Annotated in this window: 13 protein-coding genes, 1 tRNA gene and 2 other RNA genes; 7 read left to right on the top strand and 9 right to left on the bottom strand. The window is 52.2% G+C overall.

Translation table 11 applies throughout. The annotated features are described in order from the left end of the window. Positions 1–55: 55 nt before the first annotated feature. From crr to cysZ, 5 genes are all read right to left on the bottom strand, one after another. Positions 56–565: a PTS glucose transporter subunit IIA gene (crr, locus tag KQJ18_RS10070; RefSeq protein ID WP_000522253.1), complete on the bottom strand. Its 510-nt coding sequence runs from the start codon at positions 563–565 to the stop codon at positions 56–58. A 40-nt stretch (positions 566–605) separates the two neighbouring features. Next, positions 606–2,333, bottom strand: coding sequence for a phosphoenolpyruvate-protein phosphotransferase PtsI (gene ptsI, locus KQJ18_RS10065; RefSeq protein ID WP_003038080.1), 1,728 nt, complete (start codon positions 2,331–2,333; stop codon positions 606–608). A 45-nt stretch (positions 2,334–2,378) separates the two neighbouring features. Next, on the bottom strand, positions 2,379–2,636 hold the full coding sequence (ptsH, locus tag KQJ18_RS10060) for a phosphocarrier protein Hpr (protein WP_002913505.1): 258 nt from the start codon (positions 2,634–2,636) through the stop codon (positions 2,379–2,381). Positions 2,637–3,019: 383 nt separating this feature from the next. Beyond that, entirely contained in the window at positions 3,020–3,991 is a 972-nt protein-coding gene (gene cysK / locus KQJ18_RS10055) for a cysteine synthase A (protein WP_038642476.1), read from the bottom strand. A 163-nt stretch (positions 3,992–4,154) separates the two neighbouring features. Then, entirely contained in the window at positions 4,155–4,916 is a 762-nt protein-coding gene (gene cysZ / locus KQJ18_RS10050; RefSeq protein ID WP_069324501.1) for a sulfate transporter CysZ, read from the bottom strand. Positions 4,917–5,146: 230 nt separating this feature from the next. Here cysZ and zipA point away from each other — a divergent pair, with 230 nt between their 5' ends. The 3 genes from zipA to KQJ18_RS10035 all read left to right on the top strand — a co-directional run bounded on the left by zipA (position 5,147) and on the right by KQJ18_RS10035 (position 8,467). Further along, positions 5,147–6,160, top strand: coding sequence for a cell division protein ZipA (gene zipA, locus KQJ18_RS10045; protein WP_087856974.1), 1,014 nt, complete (start codon positions 5,147–5,149; stop codon positions 6,158–6,160). A 71-nt stretch (positions 6,161–6,231) separates the two neighbouring features. Beyond that, positions 6,232–8,247, top strand: a complete 2,016-nt coding sequence (gene ligA / locus KQJ18_RS10040) for an NAD-dependent DNA ligase LigA (protein ID WP_216421901.1) — start codon at positions 6,232–6,234, stop codon at positions 8,245–8,247. A 1-nt stretch (position 8,248) separates the two neighbouring features. After that, complete coding sequence (locus tag KQJ18_RS10035) at positions 8,249–8,467, top strand: DUF3820 family protein (protein WP_032944144.1); 219 nt, start codon at positions 8,249–8,251, stop codon at positions 8,465–8,467. Here the strand turns inward: KQJ18_RS10035 and KQJ18_RS10030 are convergent. Further along, positions 8,464–9,462 (bottom strand): bile acid:sodium symporter family protein, encoded by a 999-nt coding sequence (locus KQJ18_RS10030; RefSeq protein WP_087856973.1) that lies wholly within the window; start codon positions 9,460–9,462, stop codon positions 8,464–8,466. The two genes, KQJ18_RS10035 and KQJ18_RS10030, sit on opposite strands and share 4 nt — an antisense overlap. 89 nt (positions 9,463–9,551) lie before the next feature. Here KQJ18_RS10030 and KQJ18_RS10025 point away from each other — a divergent pair, with 89 nt between their 5' ends. The 4 genes from KQJ18_RS10025 to KQJ18_RS10010 all read left to right on the top strand — a co-directional run bounded on the left by KQJ18_RS10025 (position 9,552) and on the right by KQJ18_RS10010 (position 13,793). After that, positions 9,552–10,478: a LysR family transcriptional regulator gene (locus tag KQJ18_RS10025; protein WP_069324504.1), complete on the top strand. Its 927-nt coding sequence runs from the start codon at positions 9,552–9,554 to the stop codon at positions 10,476–10,478. Between the two features lie 181 nt (positions 10,479–10,659). Continuing rightward, a complete protein-coding gene (gene xapA, locus KQJ18_RS10020; protein WP_087856971.1) occupies positions 10,660–11,493 on the top strand; it encodes a xanthosine phosphorylase in 834 nt (277 codons plus the stop codon). Positions 11,494–11,550: 57 nt separating this feature from the next. After that, positions 11,551–12,807: a nucleoside permease gene (locus tag KQJ18_RS10015; RefSeq protein WP_087856970.1), complete on the top strand. Its 1,257-nt coding sequence runs from the start codon at positions 11,551–11,553 to the stop codon at positions 12,805–12,807. Between the two features lie 101 nt (positions 12,808–12,908). Beyond that, the gene (locus tag KQJ18_RS10010; protein WP_204527521.1) at positions 12,909–13,793 is read left to right on the top strand and encodes a LysR family transcriptional regulator; all 885 of its coding nucleotides are present in this window, start codon (positions 12,909–12,911) and stop codon (positions 13,791–13,793) included. A 148-nt stretch (positions 13,794–13,941) separates the two neighbouring features. Here KQJ18_RS10010 and KQJ18_RS10005 read toward each other — a convergent pair. The 3 genes from KQJ18_RS10005 to KQJ18_RS09995 form a co-directional block, all read right to left on the bottom strand. Further along, positions 13,942–14,075, bottom strand: a non-coding RNA gene (locus KQJ18_RS10005) — RtT sRNA. Between the two features lie 22 nt (positions 14,076–14,097). After that, a non-coding RNA gene (locus KQJ18_RS10000) (RtT sRNA) lies at positions 14,098–14,231 on the bottom strand. A gap of 22 nt (positions 14,232–14,253) precedes the next feature. Further along, positions 14,254–14,329, bottom strand: a tRNA-Lys gene (locus tag KQJ18_RS09995). Positions 14,330–14,407: the final 78 nt, after the last annotated feature.

The following is a 14,407-nucleotide window of genomic DNA, read 5'->3' as shown; positions in this document are numbered from 1 at the left end:
ATCCGTTAGATAAAAAAATGGCGCCATCTGGCGCCATTCTTCTCTGCGGCAAGAATTACTTCTTGATGCGGATTACCGGAGTTTCACCCACGGTCACGCTACCGGACAGTTTGATCAGTTCTTTGATTTCGTCCATGTTGGAGATAACAACCGGAGTCAGGGTCGACTTGGCTTTTTCTTCCAGCAGCGGCAGATCGAATTCAATAACCGGGTCGCCCACTTTAACGCGCTGACCTTCTTCAGCGATACGCTTGAAGCCTTCGCCTTTCAGTTCAACGGTATCAATACCGAAGTGAACAAACAGCTCAATGCCGCTGTCGGATTCGATAGAGAAAGCGTGGTTGGTTTCAAAGATTTTGCCGATGGTGCCATCAACAGGGGCGACCATTTTATTACCGGTTGGTTTGATAGCGATGCCATCACCAACGATTTTTTCAGCAAAAACTACATCCGGCACGTCTTCGATGTTGACGATCTCGCCAGAGAGCGGAGCAACAATCTCAATAGTTCCGGTGTCTTTCTTATCATCAGAAACCAGAGATTTCAGTTTATCGAACAAACCCATGATCTTCTCCTAAGCAGTAAATTGGGCCGCATCTCGTGGATTAGCAGATTGTTTTTTCTTCAATGAACTTGTTAACCAGCGTCATTAACTCGTCCGTTGTCGGTTGAGCAAGAGCCTGCTCTGCTAACACCTTCGCATCTTCGAAGTTCGTGTTACGGATAATCTTCTTAATGCGCGGGATAGAAATGGCGCTCATAGAGAATTCGTCCAGACCCATCCCCAGCAACAGAAGTGTAGCACGTTCGTCGCCTGCAAGCTCACCACACATGCCAGTCCATTTGCCTTCAGCATGAGAAGCATCAATAACTTGCTTGATCAGCGTCAGCACAGATGGCGACATCGGTTGGTAAAGGTGTGAAATCATATCATTACCACGGTCAACTGCCAGGGTGTACTGCGTTAAATCATTGGTGCCGATACTAAAGAAATCAACTTCTTTGGCTAAATGACGCGCAATTGTTGCCGCAGCCGGTGTTTCCACCATCACGCCAATCTCAATGCTTTCGTCAAAAGCTTTACCTTCGTCGCGCAGTTCCTGTTTGTAGATTTCGATCTCTTTGCGCAGTGCACGCACTTCTTCAACAGAGATGATCATCGGGAACATGATGCGCAGTTTACCGAAAGCAGAGGCACGCAGGATAGCGCGAACCTGGTCACGCAGGATCTCTTTACGATCCATGGCGATACGTACGGCGCGCCAGCCCAGGAACGGGTTCTCTTCTTTCGGGAAGTTCATGTACGGCAGCTCTTTATCGCCGCCGATGTCCATGGTACGGACGATGACCGCCTGAGAGCCACAGGCTTCAGCCACGGCTTTATACGCAGCGAACTGTTCTTCTTCAGTCGGCAGCGATTCACGGTCCATGAACAGGAATTCGGTGCGGTACAGACCAACACCTTCAGCGCCGTTACGCTCAGCGCCTTCAACGTCACGCACGGTACCGATGTTGGCGCAAACTTCAACCTGATGTCCGTCCAGCGTGATAGCCGGCAGATCTTTCAGTTTTGCGAGTTCCGCTTTCTCGGTCGCTACCTGCTCCTGAACGGCACGCAGTTGCTCGATAACGTCGTTGGTCGGATTGACGTAAACCTGGTTGTTTACGGCATCCAGAATCAGATAATCGTCGTTTTTCACCTGAGAGGTGACGCTACCCGTACCGACGATGGCAGGCAGTTCCAGAGAACGCGCCATGATGGAGGTGTGGGAAGTACGTCCACCCGCGTCAGTGATGAAACCCAGCACCTTGTTCAGGTTCAGCTGTGCGGTTTCTGACGGGGTCAGGTCTGCGGCAACCAGGATAACTTCTTCCTGAATCGCGCTCAGGTCAATGATCGCCAGACCCAGAATGTTACGCAGCAGGCGTTTACCGATGTCACGTACGTCAGCCGCACGCTCTTTCAGGTATTCATCATCCAGCTCTTCCAGGGCTGTGGCCTGACCTTCGATAACTTCATGCGCAGCTGCATCAGCCGTCATGTGCTTATCTTTAATCAGGGCTATGATTTCCTGCTCCAGCTCCTCATCTTCGAGCAGCATGATATGCCCTTCAAAGATGGCTTCTTTTTCTTCACCGAACGTTTCACCAGCTTTGGTTTTGATCGCTTCCAGTTGCGCAGATGCCTTGGCACGACCGCTCAGAAAACGTTCAACTTCCTGATCAACCTTGTCGGCAGAAATTTTTTTCCGGTCAATGACGATTTCGTCTTCTTTCAGCAGCAATGCTTTGCCGAAAGCGATACCCGGGGATGCTAAAATGCCTGAAATCATAACCCTACCTTACTTGTGACTGATATTTAAAAGAACTCGTTGAACTTACTCGAGTTCAGCCATCAGTTTTACCAGATGCTCAACTGCTTTCTGCTCGTCTTCACCTTCTGCGGACAGGGTGACAACGGTACCCTGAGTCAGGCCCAGAGTCTGCAGTTTAAACAGGCTTTTGGCGCTAGCGCTTTTGCCGTTGGAAGTCACAGTAATTTCAGAAGTAAAACCTTTTGCTTCTTTAACAAACTGAGCAGCAGGGCGAGTATGCAGACCGTTCGGAGCGGTAATGGTAACTTCTTGCTGGAACATTATATTTCCCCAACTTATAGGTTTAGTGTTGTGGAACTAAAGTCTAGCCTGGCGGTTCAACTTTAGCCTGTATTGTTAGCATCGGCGTAAACTGGACGCGACACAAAAGGAGTTCGGTACAATCCGTTGTTGGCAACTTCTTGCCGCTGACGTTTCGTTCGTCATTAAACATTATGCAGCGAAAGGAAGAGTTGAACCAAATCATAAAATCGATTCAGCTAGCGCTTTTCCTGTAACGATTAATTTCGCGCATCAAAATAATTAGCTTGGTTAAATACCAGTTCCGGCGGGTCGAATCAATGCCAGGAGAGTTGAAACTTTGAAGCAGGCCACAAAAAAGCACCCAAAAGGGTGCTTTTTTACGCGTTTTTAACATGCTGGCATTACTGTTGCAGTTCTTTCTCAGTGAAGAGATCGGCAAACAGTGCAGTGCTCAGATAACGCTCACCCGATGACGGTAGAATAACCACTATATTCTTATTGGTAAAGGTTTCATCTTCCTGGAGCTTGAGCGCGGCAGCAACCGCAGCACCGGAAGAGATACCCGCCAGAATACCTTCTTCTTCCATCAGGCGACGTGCGGTAGAGATAGCTTCATCATTGGTGATGGTAACGACTTTATCGATAAGCTTCAGATCAAGGTTTCCTGGAATGAAGCCTGCGCCGATACCCTGAATTTTATGCGGACCGGGTTTGAGTTCTTCACCCGCCAGGGCCTGGGTGATGACAGGGGAGTCGGTCGGTTCTACCGCGACGGTGATCAGATCCGTTTTACCTTTGGTGCCTTTAATGTAACGGGTTACGCCAGTCAGCGTACCGCCGGTGCCGACGCCGGAAATAAAGACATCAACCTGGCCATCGGTATCTTCCCAGATTTCCGGCCCGGTGGTTTTTTCGTGGATTTCCGGGTTGGCCGGGTTGCTGAACTGCTGTAGCAGCAGGAATTTTTCCGGATCGCTGGCCACAATTTCTTCCGCTTTTTGGATCGCGCCTTTCATCCCTTTTGCGCCTTCGGTCAGCACCAGATTCGCGCCCAGTGCTTTTAACAGCTTGCGGCGCTCAATGCTCATGGTTTCCGGCATGGTTAACGTCAGTTTGTAACCACGAGCGGCGGCTACGTAGGCCAGCGCGATGCCGGTATTGCCGCTGGTCGGTTCTACCAGTTCAACGCCCGGTTTCAGTACCCCACGTTTTTCGGCATCCCAAATCATATTGGCACCGATACGGCATTTAACGCTAAAGCTCGGGTTACGTGATTCCACCTTCGCCAGAATGCGTCCGTTACCGATACGGTTCAGTCGAACCAGCGGCGTATGACCGATAGTCAGCGAGTTGTCTTCAAAAATCTTACTCATGGCCTGTCCTTAACTGTATGAAATTGGGATACCGCTTCAGCATACCTGTTGAGAAAGTATGGGGAAGTAAGTAAATCGCATATCTATATGCTGATGGGAAATAATGCCTTGCAGTATGGAATAAGAGCGGACATAAGCCAGCCCGCTTTTACACATTTTTGCATTACTTCCATAACGCATGCTTAGCACGATAGCAGTCTACCCACATCGCCGTGGCGCCACAAACCGCAACCGGCATAATGAACAGATTGAGTACCGGGATCATGGTGAACAGACTGGTCAACGCGCCAAACTGCATATTGGTCACCTTACGCGTGCGCAGCGCGACGCGCATCTCCTTAAAAGGCACCTTGTGGTTATCAAACGGATAATCACAGTACTGAATGGCCAACATCCACGCGCTGAACAGGAACCACAGCACCGGGGCGACGGTCTGTCCAATGCCCGGAATAAAATAGAGGATCAGCAACACGAAGGCGCGCGGGAGATACCACGCCAGCTTTTGCCATTCACGTTTCATAATGCGAGGAACGTCTTTCATGATGCCGAGAACGCCGGTGTCGGGCGGCGTGGCGCCCGTTAAGCGCGCTTCAAGTTGCTCCGCCAACAAACCGTTAAACGGTGCGGCAATCCAGTTGGCGACGGTGGAGAACAGGTAGCCGAACACTAACAGTACGGAAATGGTAACGATCGGCCACAGCAAATAGCTGAGCCATTGAAGCCAGTCAGGTACGTGGCTCATCAGCGCAGGGATCCAGCTATCGAGTTGGCTAAATAACCACCAGAACGCGCCGCCCATCAACAGGATATTCACCAGTAAAGGCAGAATAACAAAACGACGAATGCCCGGTTGGGAGATGAGCTTCCATCCCTGAGAAAAGTAATAAAGGCCGCTGCGAGGTACAACTGCAGATGATGAAACCATGGTCAGGACATACTCCTTGTTATATAAGCTCTGGTAAACCTGGCGTATCTTACCGGGTTGTTGAGCGTTAAGCTGTTCGGAAATGTTCGAAAAAACAGCAAAAAGCACAATTTTGTTCATCTTTATGCCGTGAAAGCCAAGAGTGCACTTGCACTTGGCGTAATCGACAAATACTCTTAGTGAGTAAATGTTTGCCGTGGTGGCAAGGTGTTAGAACAACAGAGAATATAATGATGCAGGATTTGCGTCTGATATTAATCATTGTTGGCGCGATCGCCATAATCGCTTTATTGGTACATGGTTTTTGGACTAGCCGTAAAGAGCGGTCTTCTATATTCCGCGATCGCCCACTGAAACGCATGAAGTCTAAACGTGAAGACGAGGATTCGTTCGACGACAACGTCGAGGAAGACGAAGGCGTGGGCGAAGTTCGCGTTCATCGTGTGAATCATGCTCCCGGTAACGCGCAGGAACATGGTGTTCCTCCTCAGTCGCCGCAACACCAGTACCAGCCGCCTTATGCGTCTGCTCAGCCGCGTCAAACCGCGCAGCAGCCTGCACAAGCGCCGGTACCGCCGCCGCATGTTCAGCAGCCGCCTCAGCCTGTTCAACCGCAGCAGCCTGTGCAACATCAGCCTGTTCAGCCGCAACCGGTACAACAGCCGGTACAGCATCAGCCCGTTGCTCCGCAGGTTCAGCAGCCCGTGCAGCAGGCTCCGCAGCCTGCGCCGCAGACCTTCCAGCCAGCAGAGCCTGTCGTTGAACACCAACCGCAGCCTGAGCCGGTCGTTGAAGAAGCGCCTGTTGCCGAAAAACCGCAGCGTAAAGAAGCGGTCATTATTATGAACGTCGCGGCTCACCATGGCAGCGAGCTCAACGGTGATGTGCTGCTCAACAGCATTCAGCAAGCCGGTTTTAAATTTGGCGATATGAATATTTTCCATCGTCACCTGAGCCCGGATGGCAGCGGTCCGTCGCTGTTCAGTCTTGCCAACATGGTTAATCCTGGTACCTTTGACCCGGAGATGACGGGCGACTTCAGTACGCCTGGCGTGACTATTTTTATGCAGGTTCCGTCCTACGGGGACGAGCTGCAAAACTTTAAGCTGATGCTGCAGTCCGCGCAGCACATTGCTGATGAAGTTGGCGGTGTGGTGCTCGACGATCAACGTCGTATGATGACGCCGCAGAAACTGCGCGAATATCAGGACCGCATCCGCGAAGTTAAAGAATCTCACGCCTGATTTTCTTCTGGCGTGACATTTCCTTGCTAAACCCCCGCCTGTCGGGGGTTTTTTATCATTGATGGTGCGATATGGAATCAATCGAACAACAACTGACAGAACTGCGAACCACGCTTCGCCATCATGAGTATCTCTACCATGTGATGGACGCGCCGGAAATTCCCGATGCGGAATATGATCGCCTGATGCGTGAACTGCGCGAGCTGGAAGCGCAGCATCCGGACCTTATTACCCCCGACTCGCCAACCCAACGCGTTGGCGCCGCGCCTTTGTCGGCGTTCAGCCAGATTCGCCATGAAGTGCCGATGCTGTCGCTGGATAACGTGTTTGATGAGGAGAGTTTTCTCGCCTTCAACAAGCGCGTGCAGGACCGACTGAAGAGCACCGATAAGCTGACCTGGTGCTGTGAACTGAAACTGGACGGCCTGGCGGTCAGTATCCTGTATGAAAACGGCGTACTGGTCAGCGCCGCAACGCGCGGTGATGGCACCACGGGGGAGGATATTACCTCTAACGTGCGCACTATCCGCGCGATCCCGTTAAAACTGCGTGGCGATAATATTCCCACGCGTCTGGAAGTGCGCGGGGAAGTGTTCCTGCCACAGGCCGGATTTGAAAAAATTAATGAAGAAGCCCGCCGCACCGGCAATAAAGTGTTTGCTAATCCGCGCAACGCCGCCGCCGGGTCATTACGCCAGCTTGATCCCCGTATCACGGCGAAGCGACCGCTTACTTTCTTCTGCTATGGCGTTGGTGTGCTGGAAGGCGGCGCGCTGCCTGATACTCACCTCGGCCGTCTGCTGCAATTTAAAGAGTGGGGACTGCCGGTAAGCGACAGGGTAGCGCTGTGTGACTCGCCGGAGGAAGTACTCGCTTACTATCATAAGGTTGAAGAAGACCGACCGACGTTGGGCTTCGATATCGACGGCGTGGTGATTAAAGTCAACTCTATGGCGTTGCAGGAGCAACTGGGCTTTGTCGCTCGCGCGCCGCGCTGGGCGGTGGCCTTTAAGTTTCCGGCGCAGGAGCAGATGACCTTTGTTCGCGATGTTGAGTTTCAGGTCGGACGTACCGGGGCGATTACGCCCGTTGCTCGCCTTGAGCCGGTTCAGGTTGCCGGGGTTCTGGTCAGTAACGCCACTCTGCATAATGCCGATGAAATCGATCGTCTGGGGTTGCGTATTGGCGATAAAGTCGTTATTCGCCGGGCGGGCGATGTAATCCCGCAGGTGGTCAACGTGGTGCTTTCCGAGCGCCCGGAAGAGACGCGTGAAATCGTGTTTCCACAGCACTGTCCGGTGTGTGGGTCTGATGTTGAACGTGTGGAAGGCGAAGCGGTCGCTCGCTGTGCCGGCGGCCTGATTTGCGGCGCCCAGCGTAAGGAATCGTTGAAACACTTTGTTTCCCGCCGCGCGCTCGATGTTGACGGTATGGGCGACAAAATTATCGATCAACTGGTGGAGAAAGAGTATGTCCATACGCCAGCAGATCTCTTCACCCTGACGGCAGGCAAGCTCACCGGACTCGATCGGATGGGGCCAAAGTCGGCGCAAAACGTGGTGAATGCGCTGGAAAAAGCGAAAGAAACGACGTTTGCCCGTTTCCTCTACGCGCTGGGCATTCGTGAAGTCGGCGAGGCCACTGCCGCAGGTCTGGCGGCGTATTTCGGCACTCTGGATGCGCTGGAAGCGGCCTCTGTTGAAGAGCTGCAAAAAGTGCCGGATGTTGGCATTGTGGTCGCGACGCACGTGTTTAATTTCTTTGCCGAAGAGAGCAACCGCGAGGTGATAGGCCAGTTGCTGGCGCAGGGCATTCACTGGCCCGCGCCGGTGGTTATCAACGCTGAGGAAATCGACAGCCCGTTCGCGGGCAAAACGGTGGTGCTGACCGGAAGCCTGAGCCTGATGTCGCGTGATGACGCCAAAGCGCGATTAACCGAACTGGGCGCAAAAGTGGCCGGTAGCGTGTCGAAGAAAACCGATCTGGTGATTGCCGGCGAAGCGGCGGGTTCGAAACTGGCAAAAGCGCAGGAACTGGGTATTACCGTGATTGATGAAGCTGAAATGATCCGCTTACTGGGTGCCTGAGATGGAAAAAGAGCAGCTGGTTGAAATCGCCAACACCGTGATGCCCTTTGGCAAATATAAGGGGCGTCGGCTGATTGATGTCCCGGAAGAGTATCTGCTGTGGTTTGCCCGTAAGGATGAATTCCCGGCGGGTAAACTGGGCGAGCTGATGCAAATCACGCTGCTGATTAAAACTGAGGGGCTGACGCAACTGGTGCAGCCCCTGAAACGCCCGCTTTAAGCCTTTGCGGCGCGGCTTTTCTGCTGCGCCTGCAATGCGTCCGTCTGTTGCTTGTAGCGACGGGCCAGCACGGCGCAGACCATCAGCTGAATTTGATGGAAGATCATCAAAGGCAGCACCATCATGCCAATCACCGAAGTCGGAAACAGAATATTTGCCATTGGGATCCCATTCGCCAGGCTCTTTTTCGAACCGCAGAAGACAATGGTGATTTCATCGGCTTTATTGAAGCCGCATTTCCGGGCAACAAAGACGTTTATGCCAATCACAATGGCCAGCAGAACGATGCTGACCACGCAGATAAACAGCAGTGAGCCGATTCCCACTTTGTGCCAGATCCCGTTAACCACGGCTTCGCTAAAGGCGGAGTACACCACCAGTAAAATGGAGGATTGGTCCGTTTTGGCGATCCACTTTTTATGTCGTGATACCCAGTTACCAATCCATGGACGTGAAAGATGTCCCAACACGAATGGCAGCAGCAGTTGCAGCATAATTTTCCCCACCTGCTCCAGGCTGCCTTCCGCGCCGTGCATATTCATCACCAGGCCTACCAGCAGTGGTGAAAGGAAAATACCCAGCAGGCTGGAGGCCGAAGCGGAGCACACGGCGGCGGCGACGTTACCTCCCGCCAGCGATGTAAAGGCGATGGCCGACTGCACCGTGGCCGGCAAAATACACAGATACAGGAAACCGGTATACAGCATCGGGTCAACATTAACCGGTGCCCACCATGCGAACAGAACACCCAATACCGGGAAGACGACGAAAGTGCTGCACATGACCCACAGATGCAAACGCCAATGGCTACCGCCGGCAATAATGGCCTCACGCGACAGCTTTGCCCCGTGCATAAAAAACAGCAGGGCAATGGCGGCGGTGGTTAAGCCTTCAAAAAAAGGGACAAAACCGCCCTCGGCCGGGAAAAAGGAAGCCAGTAAAACGACGGTAATTAGCGTTATCGTGAACGGATCAAGAATACGAAATAGTTTCATAAAAGCTCCTGAAATTCGGTAGGAACATTTTGCGTTTTTCCGTTTGAGAAATAAAATTGATTTATTGCATCCATATATGAATCGAATAGATGAATTACTCTCTGCGTCAGCTCCGTATCTTTGTTACCGTCGCTCAGGCTAAAAGTTTTAGCCGGGCGGGGGATATCATTGGCTTAAGCCAGTCGGCGGTCAGCCATAGCGTTAAAGAGCTGGAAGGGCAGACGGGCGTCCGATTATTAGATAGAACAACACGAGAAGTGGTACTGACAGAAGCCGGGCATCAGTTGGCGGCGCGACTGGAGCGTATTCTGGATGAACTGCACAGCACCCTGCGTGAAGCAGGCCAGGTGGGGACGCAGTTAACCGGAACGGTGCGCGTTGCCGCCAGCCAGACGATCTCCGCACACCTGATTCCACAGTGTATTGCCCAGAGTAATCAGCTTTATCCTGCGATCGATTTTGTGCTGCACGACAGGCCACAGCAGTGGGTGCTGGAAAGCATTCGCCAGGGAGAAGTCGATTTTGGCATTGTGATTGATCCTGGTGCTGTGACCGATCTGCAGTGTGAAGCCGTACTGTCCGAACCTTTCCTGTTACTGTGTCGGCAGGATCATCCGTTAGCCCAGCGGGAATGGGTCAACTGGCAGGATCTCTATCATGAGCGTCTGGTGCTACAGGATTACGCTTCCGGCAGTCGACCGCTGATCGATGCGGCGCTGGCCCACTTTTCGATTGATGCCAATATTGTTCAGGAGATTGGTCACCCGGCCACGTTGTTTCCGATGGTAGAGGCGGGCATTGGTATCAGCGTACTGCCCGCGCTGGCGCTCCCCTTACCGCAGGGTAGCCATTTACAGGTTAAGCGTCTGACGCCGGTGGTTGAACGACAATTGATGCTGGCGCGACGTAAAAACCGTTCTTTATCTACCGCGGCTCAGGCGTTGTGGGACGTGGTGCGCATGCAGGCCAGTGAGTTAACTGCTGGTCGCGCAAGCGATCCGCTGTATAAGATATAAACCGCCCCATGCCATTTCTGGCAGAAAAATAATGTGAATTCAAACCAGTTTAGCGTACCTCATCGATACCGATTTACTATCGCTTGTCGGGATAAACGGTATTGGTAATCGATTGCGTAGTCCCGCTATAACAGTGTGGTACGCGACGTTATTTTCGATTACTCAGTATTAAGGATATCTCATGAGCCACTCTCTTTTCTCGCAAAATCCCTGGTACAGCGCCGATATTATTCGTGGCTACAAGCCGGATTTCACTCCACGCGTCGCTTTTATTCTTGGCTCAGGCCTGGGCGCGTTGGCGGATCAAATTGAGGATGCGGTGGCCATTTCTTACGAGAAACTTCCCGGATTCCCGGTGAGCACCGTTCACGGTCATGCCGGTGAACTGGTGCTGGGAAATCTGGCGGGCGTACCGGTGGCCTGTATGAAAGGTCGCGGGCATTTTTATGAAGGGCGCGGTATGACGGTGATGACCGATGCCATTCGCACACTGAAGCTGCTGGGTTGTGAACTGTTATTTTGTACTAATGCCGCAGGCTCCCTCCGCCCTGAAGTTGGGCCAGGTAGTCTGGTTGCGCTTAGCGATCACATCAATACGATGCCTGGTACACCGATGGTGGGACTTAACGATGATCGTTTTGGCGAGCGATTCTTTTCGCTGGCGAATGCCTATGATGCTGACTATCGTGCAATCCTGCAAACCGTTGCCGCAGAAGAAGGTTTCCCGCTGAGCGAAGGCGTATTTGTCTCTTATCCGGGACCAAACTTTGAAACCGCGGCAGAAATTCGCATGATGCAAATCATTGGTGGCGATGTCGTGGGGATGTCGGTGGTGCCTGAAGTTATCTCTGCCCGCCATTGCGGTCTGAAAGTGGTTGCGGTCGCAGCTATCACTAACCTGGCGGAAGGTTTGGGCGATGTGAAATTATCTCACGCGCAGACGCTGGCGGCAGCGGAACTCTCCCGGCAGAACTTTATCAATCTGATCTGCGGCTTTTTGCGCAAACTGGCCTGAATAATTAAAAATTGACCCCGCTTGCGGGGTCTTACTTTTTTGGCAAGGAACGGAAAAATGGGTATCGCATCTCGCTTAAAGCTCATGTCGTTTTTGCAATATTTCATCTGGGGGAGCTGGCTGGTTACCCTGGGTTCTTACATGATTAATACCCTGGATTTTACCGGCGCGAATGTGGGTATGGTCTACAGTTCGAAAGGGTTGGCGGCGATTATCATGCCGGGCATAATGGGGATCATTGCCGATAAATGGCTACGCGCCGAACGCGCCTACATGCTTTGCCATCTTGTCTGCGCGGGTGTGTTGCTATATGCCACTACCGTTACCGATCCGCAGACCATGTTCTGGGTGATGTTGGTTAACGCGATGGCATATATGCCGACGATTGCGTTATCGAACAGTGTTTCCTACTCGTGTCTGGCGCAATCGGGTCAGGACCCGGTCACCGCTTTTCCACCCATTCGCGTGTTTGGCACTATAGGGTTTATTGTGGCCATGTGGACGGTGAGTCTGATGGGACTGGAACTGAGCAGTGCGCAACTGTATATCGCTTCTGGCGCATCGTTGCTGCTGGCTCTGTATGCGCTTACGTTGCCGAAAATTCCGGTTGCCGAGAAGAAAGCGAACACAACGCTTGCCAGCAAGCTTGGGCTGGATGCTTTTGTCTTGTTTAAAAATCCACGTATGGCAATCTTCTTTTTGTTTGCGATGATGTTGGGGGCGGTACTGCAAATTACTAATGTCTTTGGCAATCCGTTCCTGCATGATTTTGCTCGTAATCCTGAATTTGCCGACAGTTTTGTGGTGAAGTATCCCTCTATCTTGCTTTCAGTTTCACAGATGGCGGAAGTGGGCTTTATCCTGACTATCCCGTTCTTCCTCAAACGCTTTGGTATTAAAACGGTAATGCTGATGAGCATGCTGGCGTGGACGCTGCGCTTTGGTTTTTTTGCCTTTGGCGATCCGTCCCCGGTCGGCTTTGTGATGCTGCTGATGTCGATGATTGTCTATGGTTGCGCGTTTGATTTCTTCAATATTTCAGGATCGGTGTTTGTAGAGCAGGAAGTGAGTTCTAACATTCGCGCCAGTGCGCAGGGGCTGTTTATGACGATGGTCAATGGCGTGGGCGCTTGGGTTGGCTCAATCCTGAGCGGGATGGCGGTAGATTACTTCTCTGTCGATGGCGTTAAGGACTGGCAGACTATCTGGTTAGTCTTTGCCGCGTATGCGCTGGCATTGGCGGTTATCTTTGCATTGTTCTTTAAATACAAGCATGAGCCAGAAAAATTGGCGCAGAAATCGCTGGCGCATTAACGTGACATTCGCGGCGGGGGACTGATACCCGCCGTTTCATTTTCCGCGATGCAATGTGGTAACTTTGCGCATTATCCTTTGTCCTCAGGAGCGCATTATCTATGGAACGCACGCACCGTATCGATCTGAAGTTACTGCGTTATTTTCTTGCTGTCGCAGAAGAACTGCATTTTGGACGCGCTGCTGCTCGCCTGAATATGTCGCAACCGCCGCTCAGTACGCATATTAAAGAGCTGGAACAACAACTCGGCACTTTGCTGTTTATCCGACATTCCCGCAGTGTAGCCTTAACACATGCCGGAAAAATTTTGATGGAAGAGTCGCGCCGATTGCTATCCAGTGCGAATCAGGCGCTGGCGAGAGTAGAGCAAATTGGTCGAGGCGACGCAGGGCGGATTGAACTCGGTGTTATCGGTACGGCGATGTGGGGAAAAATGCGTCCAGTGATGCGGCGTTTTTTAAAAGATAACCCTAACGTTGAGGTGCTGTTTCGCGAGAATATGCCTGCCATGCAGATGACGATGCTGGAGCGACGTGAGCTGGATGCGGGAATTTGGCGGATGGCGACAGAACCTTCGCCTGGATTCACCAGCCTACGTTTGCACGAATCCTCTTTTCTGGTGGCGATGCCAGAAGAGCATCCCCTGGCAGAACTTGCCGCGATACCATTGGAAGCGTTGCGGAACGAATATTTTGTCACGATGCCCTCCATTCATACCGACTGGGCATTTTTACAGCGCGTTTGCCAAAGCGCCGGATTTTCACCAATGATTATTCGCGAGGTGAAGGAGCCGCAAACGGTGTTGGCGATGATCAGTATGGGAGTTGGAATTACGTTGATTGCAGACAGTTATGCGCAAATGAGCTGGCCGGGTGTGGTGTTCCGTCCGTTAGAGGAACGTATTCCGGCGGATTTGTATATTGTGTATGACCAGCAGCAGGCAACGCCCGCGCTGGAGAAACTGGTGGCGGCGTTGATGGTATGATGTCTGCGCCGGATGGCGACTAACGTCTTATCCGGCCTACGCGTGCGGTATTGCCTGTAGGCCTGATAAGCGCAGCGCATCAGGTAAGCAGATTCGAATCTTTCATATCGCAGATAGCAAAAAGGCGCCGCCAGCGCCCTTTTTACATTGGTGGGTCGTGCAGGATGACTCGCTTCGCTCGCCCTTCGGGTCGTCGCCGTAAACGGCTCCGTTGTCTCACTACGTTCGACCCGAACCTACTGCAGGTTCGAATCGTTGAATTTTGCGCATAGCAAAAAGGCGCCTTTAGGGCGCCTTTTTACATTGGTGGGTCGTGCAGGATGACTCGCTTCGCTCGCCCTTCGGGTCGTCGCCGTAAATGGCTCCGTTGTCTCACTACGTTCGACCCGAACCTGCTGCAGGTTCGAATCGTTGAATTTTTCGCATAGCAAAAAGGCGCCTTTAGGGCGCCTTTTTACATTGGTGGGTCGTGCAGGATTCGAACCTGCGACCAATTGATTAAAAGTCAACTGCTCTACCAACTGAGCTAACGACCCGAAGTGGTGGGTGATGACGGGATCGAACCGCCGACCCCCTCCTTGTAAGGGAGGTGCTCTCCCAGCTGAGCTAATCAC

It is taken from the genome of Citrobacter sp. S55_ASV_140, from assembly GCF_018919505.1.
Classification (GTDB): Bacteria; Pseudomonadota; Gammaproteobacteria; order Enterobacterales; family Enterobacteriaceae; genus Citrobacter; species Citrobacter werkmanii.
This window is presented reverse-complemented; position numbering and strand designations above follow the sequence as displayed.